Origin of the sequence: Streptomyces aurantiacus (assembly GCF_001418335.1) — a bacterium.
Taxonomy (GTDB): Bacteria; Actinomycetota; Actinomycetes; order Streptomycetales; family Streptomycetaceae; genus Streptomyces; species Streptomyces aurantiacus.
This window is the reverse complement of the sequence record NZ_LIPP01000263.1, coordinates 1-9,876: the sequence shown is the minus strand read 5'-3', so window position 1 is coordinate 9,876 and position 9,876 is coordinate 1. Positions and strand designations below refer to the sequence as shown.

Here is a 9,876-nt window from a genome sequence, read left to right as displayed (position 1 = left end):
GGCGGATATCTCCAGGCAGTCGTTGTCCACGTCGCCTGCGGAGTACGAGGACTTCTGCCAGCGGAGGGTTTGAGACACCGGAGACCTTTCAAAGTTCCTGGGCGATACGTCGGATGAAACCGAGGGAAGCGTCCACCGCGAGCGCCACACTGTCAACGCGTTCGAGCTGGGTCCGGTACCGATGCAACTGAGCGGGCGGGTCGACGAATTCGGCACCGTGCGGCGTATCGATCTGCACAGTGTCCAATTGCGAGACGACTCCGCCGAAGTACTGCACAGCAAGGCCCGCGCCTGCGAAGTCCTCTGTGGCGAAGGGGATGACACGAAGGGCGAGTGATTCCCTCTCGGATGCCTGGAGGAGGTACGCGAGTTGAGCGCGGGTGACTTTGGAGCCGCCGACACGCATCCGTAGCGCGGCTTCGTGGATGATCACGTCGTACGGCGTCCCCGACTCAAGGACCTGCTGACGACGCATCCGGAACGAGATGCGCATCTCGCGCTCCTCCTCAGGGAGGTGCGGGTTCACGAAGAGCGAGGCGGCGCGTACGTGATCCTCGGTCTGGAGCACGCCTGGGATGTGCGCCATCTGGAAAGCGCGAGCGTACGCCGCGTGGTGCTCCAACTCGGCAAGGTCGAGCGCCGGAGGCGGCAGCACGCCCCGATACTCCTCCCACCAGCCCTTGAGCCGCTGCACGGTCATCTCGGCGAGGGCGTCCACGAGTTGGTGGTCGTGGCACTCGTAGAGCCCGGTCAGTCGGCGCAGCCGCTGCTCGCTGATTCCGAACCGGCCGGATTCGATGTGGCTGATCTGGGTCTGGTTCACGCCGAGGAACGCGGCTGCTTCCCGCGACTCGATGCCTGCGGCCTCGCGCAGTTTGCGTAGTTCGGTGCCGAGTCTCTCTTGGCGTGCCGTGGGATTGATCCTCGGCGGCATGACGCTCTCCCTGCTTATCGTACTTTTCTGGACCAGTTGGTGCGTATCAGGCTGAGCCGCTACCGTTGCAACGTACCTCACGGAGAGTGCCCATGTGGTCACTCATCCGCAATTCCCGCACGCCCACCCCCCGTTGGAAGCGCCACCCCGACCGTCGACACCGGGGCGCCGGACAGCAACGTGGGCCGGGCCCACGCGAACCCCCCTCACCTCACCGGAGTCGATGCCCCATGCCCTCGTACACCCTCATCTGCCCGCCTCGCGACACCTCCCCCCACATCGCCCGCGAGTTCGTCGCCACCGTCCTGCACACCCTGGAACTGGACCGCGCCCTCGTGGACGACGCGATCCTCTGTACCTCCGAACTCGTCACCAACGCCTGCGTGCACGCCAAAGGTGATGGCACCGTGCTGTGGCTGGCGGTGGAGGAGGGGAAGCTGCGGGTGGTGGTGTACGACGGGGACGAGAACCCGCCGGTGATAAGGGAACTGTCGACCGAGACGTGGGAGCGAGGTGGCGGCCGGGGCTTGTACCTGGTGGACAGCCTCACGGAGGGCCGCTGGGGCCACGGACCGGACATCCCGTACGGCGGGCAGGCTCACCCGGAGGGCAAAGCGGTCTGGTTCGACCTGCCCCTACCGCTTCCGGCGGCACCATGATCGGGCGGCAGCAGCAGAGCCGACTGCGGGAGTTGGAATCTGCGGCCGTGCCGCCGGGCCCCGCCCGCTCGATGATCCGCGGTCGCCGGTCGGAGCGGTGCGTCGGCGAAGAAGCAGCGGTCCGGCCCCGGGCGGAGAAGATCGGCACAACGCCCCAAACCACCACACCGCTCGCCCCTAGGATGACCCGCATGGCAATCGAAGGCGCTCAGACGCCCCCGGACGTGGTGGAGGACGTGTTCGATGGACGCGCCACGGACATCGAAGTGGAGGACGCCGGCGAGGACGCCACCCGTATCCAGCGGCCGTGGAACCCGGACCAGATCCGGGTGAACACGAGCCAGTTCTCGCTGCGCAACATCCTCGACCAGATCGACGAGGGCTCCATCGAACTCGCCCCGGACTTCCAGCGGTTGCGGGTGTGGCGGGTCGATCAGAAGTCCCTGCTCGTCGAGTCCCTGCTGCTGCAGATCCCGCTGCCCGCCTTCTACTTCGCCGAGGACGCGGACGGGTCGTTCAGGGTCGTCGACGGACTTCAACGGCTGTCCACCCTGCACTCCTTCGTCCGGGGAGGGGAGACAGGCTTCGCCCTCGGCAAGCTGGAGCACCTGGACGACCTCAAGGACCTGCGCTTCAGCGATCTTCCCGTACCGTTCCAGCGGCGGATCAACAACACCCAGCTGATCGTCAACGTGATCGACCCGACGACACCGCGCGGCGTCACGTACGAGATCTTCAAGCGGATCAACACGGGCGGAACTCCGCTCAACGCGCAGGAGATCCGGCACTGCATGAGCAGTCCGCGCAGCCGGGACATCCTGCACCGGATGACCCACACGGACGCCTTCGCCAAGGCCACCGGAGGCCGTCTGACCAACCACATCCGGATGAACGACCGGGAGATGGCGCTGCGGTTCGCCGCGTTCTGGCTGAAGGGCGTGGCGGCGTACCACGAGCGGCCGGTCATGGAGCAGTTCCTCATGGACGCCACCGAGATGCTCGACTCGGCGAAGCAGGTACCGGACGAGCGGGTGGCAGAACTGGAGGTCGTCTTCGAGAGGGCGATGCACCGCGCGTCCATGGTCTTCGGCGAGCATGCCTTCCGCAAGTGGCCACAGGGGGACGACTACCGGCGCCCGATCAATCGCGCCCTGTTCGAGACCTGGTCCATGGCCCTGGCCGACCCCGAAGACGCAACGCACGAAGACACATCGATGGATTTGTTCACGCGCCGCGAGGCGATCGTAAAAGCCGCCCGAGACCGGATGACCACCGACGTCACCTACCTCAACGCCATCACCTCCTCCACCGCGGACCGTCACCGCGTGGACTACCGGTTCAAGGCCGCCGTGGCGGATGCCGGAGCCGGCCAGTGATCACTTCCCTGGAGATCCGGGGCTTCAAGCGGTTCGAGGCGGAGTCGTTCGGCCTGCGCCCGCTGACCGTCCTGACCGGAGTCAACGGCGGCGGCAAGAGCACCGTGATCCAGTCCCTGCTCCTGGCAAGGCTGGCGGGTACGGCAGGCATGGCGGGCGGTACGTCGGGCGGCGGCACGGTCCGGCTGAACGGTCCGCTCGGGCTGGCCCTCGGCGAGGCCCGCGACGTGCTGAACTGGACGTCCGACGCCCGGGAGATCACCGTACGACTGGGCGGCCCGGACGGTGAGTCATGGGTGTACGTCTTCGGTCTGCCCGACGCCGAGCAGGCGCTGCACCTCGACGTACGGCGGCTGCCGGTGGCGCCGGTGCCCGGCATCGGGCCACGTGTCGCGGATCCCGCTTTCACCTATCTGTGTGCCGAGCGTCTGGGCCCACGCGACACGCTGGCGGTGTCCGCCGAGGAGCCGGACCGGATCGGTGTGGGCGTACGGGGCGAGTTCACGGCGCAGGTGCTGGCGTTGCGCGAGTCGCGCGCGGTCCATACCCGCGAGGAGGTGCGGGGCTCGCTGCGCCACCCGAAGGCCGCCGGTTCGCAGTTGAGGGTCCAGGCCGAGGCGTGGGCGTCGGAGATCATCCGGCCGCTGCGAATCACCGCACGGGTGGCCGTGGGCATCTTGGCCGGGACGATCCGCTTCGGCGAGCCGGGCCTCATCGGTGAGGAGATCCGCCCGGCCAACACCGGTTTCGGCGTCTCGTACGCCCTCCCCGTCATCGTCGCCGGCCTGCTCACCGAGCCGGGCGACCTACTGATCGTGGAGAACCCGGAAGCACATCTGCACCCGGCGGGACAGTCCCGGCTGGGCCGGTTCCTCGCGCGGGTGGCGGGCAGCGGGGCGCAGGTCGTGGTGGAGACGCACAGCGACCACGTCCTGAACGGGGCCCGGCTCGCCGTGGCGCAGGACCGCTCCCTCCCGGCGAAGGACATGGTGACGCACTACTTCGACCACGATCGGACCCTGCCGATCGACATCGACGACAAGGGTGAGCTCAGCCACTGGCCCAGCGGCTTCTTCGACCAGATCGAGACCGACCTCGGGAGGCTCGCCCGTGCTCGACGTGGCAGGTGACGACGGGCGGAACGTCTCGGGTGCCGCCCCGGTGACCAAGGTCGAGACCAAGGCTGACGCCGACTACCGCGTGGTCGTCGGGGAGGAGTGCTTCGACTGGCGGGAGCTGACGGGCTCAGGTCTGCTCGACGCCCTCGACGTACTCGCCGAGTTATTGGAACCGCTGGCCGACGGACGCAGGGCCGCGTTCATGGATCCCGCGTACGACACCGAATGCCGCCCGTCGGTCACGCTGCAGGACGCGCTGTACTCGCCGGACGGCGTACTGCCCCGTGACGAGCGCGTTCGTCTGCTGAAGCTGCTGGGCAAGTGCAAGCGCGTGGAACCCGACGAGGCGGATCTGCCCCAGCCGGTCCGCGTCGGCGACGGCCCTTGGCACGAGCCGTCCTGGGGCACGGCACACGCCCTGGCCAGAGCGGCGGAAGGCCGGGCCATGTCCTGCCTTCTCGCACCGTATGCCAAGGAACCCGACTGGCCGTCCGGATGGGTCACCGTCACGCGGACGACGGAGGCGGGCCACGACGAAGTGAAGACGCACGTGCTGCGATCGCCGAAAGACGCACCGGGCTTCTGGCGGGGCCTGCTCACCGAAGAACCCGTCGCGGCCGAGCACTTCTTCACCTTCACGGTGGACGCGTTTCCCCAACTGCTCTTCGCCGACTCCCTGCGCCTGCACCACTTCGAAGGCACCTATGCCGAAGTCCTGCCCTGGCTGGTGAAGCTGCTCGGCGCGCTCAACGACCACTTCACCGGGACACTGGCCGACTGCGGTGGCGACCTGAGCCAGGTCATGCGCAGATTCGACGCACTGGGTCTGGACATCTCCCCCGAGAGCGCGAACACGAAGAAGAACGCGAAGGCGTGGGAACAGCGCAACGTCGACCATGAGGGCGCCACCTATCGCTGCGACTGGCACGGGAAGCGCCTGTGGGACCGCGACCGGGTGCACTTCTCCCTCCCGATCGCCGCGTACGACGATCGGGTCCTCGTGGGAATCTTCGTGGGACATCTGGCGACCTGAGCCACCTCGTCACCTCGTACCTCGGGCGACGCCAAGCCGCCGCAGGGACCAGTACGGGTACGGACGGGTACGCGTACGGGGACGAGTACGGCGATCAGGCGCCGTAACCGTCGCTGTAGTCGCTGCGGTTGTGGTGGTGGTGGTGCGGGTCCTCGACCACCGGCGTGGTCGGCGGCATCACGACCCGCCGCCGCCTGGCGATGCTGCTGAACGTGGCCACGCCGATCAGGCCGACGATCATGAAGATGACGCCGACCAGGTCGAGGTTGACCCCCTGCATGTCCCAGTCGGTCGCGAATGTGAGGATCGCCCCTACGGCGATCAGAATGATGCACCCGCCCAGGCCCATGGGTGTCGCCTCCTGTTGCACACGGTGTCGTGCCGGGCCCGGAGACCGTACGGTTCCCGGGCCCCGTTCGAGTACCCGGAGTCGATCCCTCCATGCAGGGCGTCCAACTCGGTGCAGCGCAAAGCGACTTCCGCCGGGCCTAACCTTCCAGGAACGCCACCAGCGCGTTCGCCAGCAGGAACGGGTCGTCCGCGCCGCACAGTTCGCGGGCGCTGTGCATCGACAGGATGGCCACGCCGATGTCGACCGTCTTGATGCCGTGGCGGGCCGCCGTGATGGGCCCGATGGTCGTGCCGCAGGGCATGGCGTTGTTGGAGACGAAGGTCTGGAAGGGCACGCCGGCCTTGTCGCAGGCCGCGGCGAAGACCGCGCGGCCCGAACCGTCCGTGGCGTAGCGGTTGTTGACGTTCACCTTCAGGATCGGGCCCTTGCCCGCGCGCGGGTGGTGCGTCGGGTCGTGCCGCTCCGCGTAGTTGGGGTGCACGGCGTGGCCCGTGTCGGAGGAGAGGCAGACCGTGCCGGCGAAGGCGCGCGCCCGGTCCTCGTACGACCCGCCGCGCGCGAAGACTGAACGTTCCAGCACGCTGCCGAGCAGCGGGCCGTCCGCTCCCGTGTCGGACTGCGAACCGTTCTCCTCGTGGTCGAACGCCGCGAGGACCGGGATGTACGGCAGGGGCTCCTCGCCGGTCGCCACGGCCACCAGCGCCGCCGTACCGGCGTGCACGGACAGCAGGTTGTCCATGCGCGGGCCGGCGACCAGTTCCTTGTCGCGGCCCAGGTAGGAGGGCGGTTCGATGGAGTGGACCATCAGGTCCCAGCCGGTGGTCTCGCCCTCGTCGATGCCGCACTCCTGCTCCACGAAGCGGATCAGGTCGCCGTCGTGCACGTCGTCGCCCAGGCCCCAGACGGGTTGCAGATGCCGCTGCTTGTCGAGCTTGAGGCCCTCGGCGGTGACGGAACGGTCCAGGTGGACGGCGAGCTGCGGTACGCGCAGCAGCGCGCGGTCGATGTTCACGAGCCGCGTCGAGCCGTCCCGCAGGGTCAGCCGTCCGGCCAGGCCGAGGTCCCGGTCGAGCCAGGAGTTGAGCAGCGGACCGCCGTAGATCTCGACAGCGACCTGTCTCCAGCCGTGCCCACCGCTGTCGGGGCGCGGCTTCACCCGCAGGTTGGGGGAGTCGGTGTGCGCCCCGACGATGCGGAACGGCGTGTGCGGCTCGGCGTCCTCCGGCACGTACCACGCCACGATCGCGCCGCCGCGCAGCACGTATCTGCCGCCGGTCGTCCCGTCCCACGCGTCGGTCTCCGCGGCCTGGCGGAAGCCCGCCTTCTCCAGCCGCTCGGCGGCGTTCGCCACCGCGTGGTACGGGGACGGGCTCGCCGCCAGGAAGGACATGAGGTCGTCGGTGTGTCCGCGGTCGAAGCGGGGCGGTGTGCGCATGGGTTCACCTTAACGACGTACGAACGCCCGCTCCCGGGGACGGGAACGGGCGTTCGTGAGCGGCACCCACGGAAGCGGTCGGCCGGTGCTCACCGGGCCCGCCGGGCTGGTCGGCCGACACCCGCACGACCGGTCGGCCGGAGCCCGCCCGACCGGACCGGCGTTCAGAACGCGGACAGAACGCGGACAGAACGCGGTCGGTACGCCGTCAGAACGCGGACTCGTCCAGGGCCATCAGGTCCAGGTCGACGGACTCGGCGAGCTTGCGCGCGCCGGTGACGCCCGGCAGGACGTTCGCGGCGAAGAACGTGGCCGCCGCGATCTTGCCGGTGTAGAACGCGACGTCCTTGGCGGACACGGCCTTCGTCGAGGCCGTCTCCAGCTTCTCGGCGGCGACGGCCGCGCCCTTCAGAAGCAGGTAGCCGACGACAACGTCACCGGAGGCCATCAGCAGGCGGGTGGTGTTCAGCCCGACCTTGTAGATGTTCTTGACGTCCTGCTCGGTCGCCGCGAGGTCCGTGAGCATCAGGCCGACGATGGCCTCCAGCTCGACGGCCGCCTTGGCGAGGTACTCGCGGGCGCCGGACAGCTCCTCGCCGCCGGTGCCGAGCGCCAGGAACTTCTTGATGTCCTCGGCGAGCGAGTTCAGCGCCGCGCCCTGGTTGCGGACGATCTTCCGGAAGAAGAAGTCCTGGCCCTGGATCGCGGTCGTGCCCTCGTACAACGTGTCGATCTTCGCGTCGCGGATGTACTGCTCGATCGGGTACTCCTGAAGGAAGCCGGAGCCGCCGAAGGTCTGCAGCGACTGGGCGAGCTGCTCGTAGCCCTTCTCGGAGCCGTAGCCCTTCACGATCGGCAGGAGCAGGTCGTTCATCGCCTCCAGGGCGGCGGCGTCCTCGCCCTCGGCCTCCTTGACCTGGATCTCGTCCTGGATCGCGGCGGTGTGCAGCACCAGCGCGCGCATGCCCTCCGCGTACGCCTTCTGCGTCATCAGCGAGCGGCGCACGTCCGGGTGGTGCGTGATGGTGACCTTGGGCGCGGTCTTGTCCATGAACTGCGCGAGGTCGGGGCCCTGGACGCGCTCCTTGGCGTACTCAAGGGCGTTCAGGTAGCCCGTCGAGAGCGTGGAGATCGCCTTGGTGCCGACCATCATGCGGGCGAACTCGATGATGCGGAACATCTGGCGGATGCCGTCGTGCTTGTCGCCGACGAGCCAGCCCTTGGCGGGGTGGCGGTCGCCGAACGTCAGCTCGCAGGTGTTGGAGGCCTTGAGGCCCATCTTGTGCTCGACGTTCGTCGCGTAGACGCCGTTGCGCTCGCCCAGCTCGCCGGTCTCGAAGTCGAACTCGTACTTCGGTACGAGGAAGAGGGACAGGCCCTTGGTGCCGGGGCCCGCGCCCTCGGGGCGGGCGAGCACGTAGTGGAGGATGTTCTCCGACATGTCGTGCTCACCGGACGTGATGAACCGCTTCACGCCCTCGATGTGCCAGGAGCCGTCCTCCTGCTGGACCGCCTTCGTGCGGCCGGCGCCGACGTCCGAGCCGGCGTCCGGCTCGGTGAGCACCATGGTGGAGCCCCACTGCTTGTCGACGGCGATCTTCGCGATGTGTTTCTGGACCTCGTTGCCCTCGTCGAAGAGGATGCCCGCGAACGCGGGGCCCGAGGAGTACATCCAGACCGCCGGGTTCGCGCCGAGCACCAGCTCCGCGTACGCCCAGATCAGGGAGCGGGGCGCGGTGGTGCCGCCGATCCCCTCGGGCAGGCCGAGCCGCCAGTACTCGGCGTCCATGAAGGCCTGGTACGACTTCTTGAAGGACGCCGGTACGGGAGCCGTGTTGGTCTCCGGGTCGAACACCGGCGGGTTGCGGTCGGCGTCCGCGAAGGACTCCGCCAGCTCGTTCTCGGAGAGGCGGGTCAGCTCGTCGAGGATGCTCTTGGCGGTCTCGGTGTCCATCTCCGCGAACGGGCCGGTGCCGTACAGCTTGTCGCGCCCGAGCACCTCGAAGAGGTTGAACTCGATGTCGCGGAGATTCGACTTGTAGTGGCCCATGGCGACGGCTCCGTTAGGGATCGGGGAGGTGGTGAGTCCTCGTACCTGGTTCGAGTGCTGGTTTGAGTCCGGGTTCGAGTGCGGGTCCGAGTCTGGTGCGCATCCGGTTCACGTACCAACTAGTAGCTACGATGATGCTACCCGTCGGTAATAAGAAGCAACCCCTGATGGCTCAAGTGTGAGCAGGGTCTACGTTCGGGTGCGAGTCGACGGGTCCGCCACCTGTTCGACGAAATCCGGCCGGACGGGGAAATTCGGCTGGTCGAGGAAATCCGGCATGGGCGGTCCTGGGCCCCCTGCCCTCGGTACTCTTGCCCCCATGTACGGCTACGACCAGAACGTGGGACCGGGGCAGCAGCAGTACGCGCAGTCCCAGCCGCCGCCGCAGCAGCAGATGCCCGGTGGTGTCGGCGGGGTCGGCGGGTACGGCCAGCAGCCGCCGCTCTACCCCGAACCGTCGCCGCCGTCGCTCGCGGACGCGGTGCGCGCGTTCACCACGGGGTCGCTGACCCCCGAGGACTTCCAGCAGGTCTTCGCCACGTCCAAGGTCTACTGCCCACGCGGTGACAACCCCGGATTCCTGGCGCTGCACAACACCCAGCAGCCCGTGATCCCGATGTTCACCTCGCTCAAGGAACTGCGCCGGTACGCCGGCAAGGAGTCCAAGTACTTCGTGATCACCGGAGCCGAGGTGATCGACCTGCTCCCCACCGGCTACGGCTTCGTCCTCGACATGGAGGGCGAGCACCGCATCGTCTTCGACGCGAAGGCGGTCGAGCAGATGGTGGACTTCGCGATGCGCCGGATGTACGGCTGACCACCTCTGCCGCGCAGGCGGCCGAGTGGCCCCGCTTCATGAGTGACCACGCTTCATGCGTGACCCCGTTCCACCAGTGACGCCCGGAGGGAATTCCCTCCG

9 protein-coding genes are annotated in these 9,876 nt (G+C 68.2%); 5 read left to right on the top strand and 4 right to left on the bottom strand.

All coding sequences use genetic code 11. The features are described 5' to 3' along the window. Positions 1-88: 88 nt before the first annotated feature. A complete protein-coding gene (locus AOK01_RS29990) occupies positions 89-934 on the bottom strand; it encodes a helix-turn-helix domain-containing protein (protein ID WP_055517163.1) in 846 nt (281 codons plus the stop codon). 230 nt (positions 935-1,164) lie between these two features. On the opposite strand from AOK01_RS29990, the gene AOK01_RS29985 reads away from it, so the two are divergent. From AOK01_RS29985 to AOK01_RS29970, 4 genes are all read left to right on the top strand, one after another. After that, positions 1,165-1,593, top strand: a complete 429-nt coding sequence (locus AOK01_RS29985) for an ATP-binding protein (protein ID WP_055517161.1) — start codon at positions 1,165-1,167, stop codon at positions 1,591-1,593. Between the two features lie 191 nt (positions 1,594-1,784). Then, complete coding sequence (locus AOK01_RS29980) at positions 1,785-2,969, top strand: DUF262 domain-containing protein (protein ID WP_245702469.1); 1,185 nt, start codon at positions 1,785-1,787, stop codon at positions 2,967-2,969. Continuing rightward, the gene (locus AOK01_RS29975) at positions 2,966-4,099 is read left to right on the top strand and encodes an AAA family ATPase (protein WP_055517159.1); all 1,134 of its coding nucleotides are present in this window, start codon (positions 2,966-2,968) and stop codon (positions 4,097-4,099) included. The genes AOK01_RS29980 and AOK01_RS29975 overlap by 4 nt, the downstream gene beginning before the upstream one ends. Further along, positions 4,080-5,120, top strand: coding sequence for a hypothetical protein (locus AOK01_RS29970; RefSeq protein WP_245702468.1), 1,041 nt, complete (start codon positions 4,080-4,082; stop codon positions 5,118-5,120). Before AOK01_RS29975 ends, AOK01_RS29970 begins: the two co-directional genes overlap by 20 nt. Before the next feature lie 94 nt (positions 5,121-5,214). On the opposite strand, the gene AOK01_RS29965 is transcribed toward AOK01_RS29970, so the two are convergent. From AOK01_RS29965 to AOK01_RS29955, 3 genes are all read right to left on the bottom strand, one after another. Next, positions 5,215-5,469 carry a DUF6458 family protein gene (locus AOK01_RS29965; RefSeq protein ID WP_055517157.1) on the bottom strand — a complete coding sequence of 85 codons (255 nt, stop codon included), beginning with the start codon at positions 5,467-5,469 and terminating at the stop codon, positions 5,215-5,217. A gap of 139 nt (positions 5,470-5,608) precedes the next feature. After that, positions 5,609-6,907 carry a M18 family aminopeptidase gene (locus AOK01_RS29960; RefSeq protein ID WP_055517156.1) on the bottom strand — a complete coding sequence of 433 codons (1,299 nt, stop codon included), beginning with the start codon at positions 6,905-6,907 and terminating at the stop codon, positions 5,609-5,611. A 208-nt stretch (positions 6,908-7,115) separates the two neighbouring features. Beyond that, on the bottom strand, positions 7,116-8,957 hold the full coding sequence (locus tag AOK01_RS29955) for an acyl-CoA dehydrogenase (protein WP_055517154.1): 1,842 nt from the start codon (positions 8,955-8,957) through the stop codon (positions 7,116-7,118). A gap of 319 nt (positions 8,958-9,276) precedes the next feature. On the opposite strand from AOK01_RS29955, the gene AOK01_RS29950 reads away from it, so the two are divergent. Then, on the top strand, positions 9,277-9,774 hold the full coding sequence (locus tag AOK01_RS29950) for an SseB family protein (protein WP_055517152.1): 498 nt from the start codon (positions 9,277-9,279) through the stop codon (positions 9,772-9,774). Positions 9,775-9,876: the final 102 nt, after the last annotated feature.

What these genes read in the sequence shown, in the direction of transcription:
- AOK01_RS29965 (WP_055517157.1), bottom strand. Translation starts at nt 5,469, where the DNA reads ATGGGCCTGGGCGGGTGCATCATTCTGATCGCCGTAGGGGCGATCCTC.
- AOK01_RS29990 (WP_055517163.1), bottom strand. Translation starts at nt 934, where the DNA reads ATGCCGCCGAGGATCAATCCCACGGCACGCCAAGAGAGACTCGGCACC.
- AOK01_RS29985 (WP_055517161.1), top strand. Translation starts at nt 1,165, where the DNA reads ATGCCCTCGTACACCCTCATCTGCCCGCCTCGCGACACCTCCCCCCAC.
- AOK01_RS29960 (WP_055517156.1), bottom strand. Translation starts at nt 6,907, where the DNA reads ATGCGCACACCGCCCCGCTTCGACCGCGGACACACCGACGACCTCATG.
- AOK01_RS29955 (WP_055517154.1), bottom strand. Translation starts at nt 8,957, where the DNA reads ATGGGCCACTACAAGTCGAATCTCCGCGACATCGAGTTCAACCTCTTC.
- AOK01_RS29980 (WP_245702469.1), top strand. Translation starts at nt 1,785, where the DNA reads ATGGCAATCGAAGGCGCTCAGACGCCCCCGGACGTGGTGGAGGACGTG.
- AOK01_RS29950 (WP_055517152.1), top strand. Translation starts at nt 9,277, where the DNA reads ATGTACGGCTACGACCAGAACGTGGGACCGGGGCAGCAGCAGTACGCG.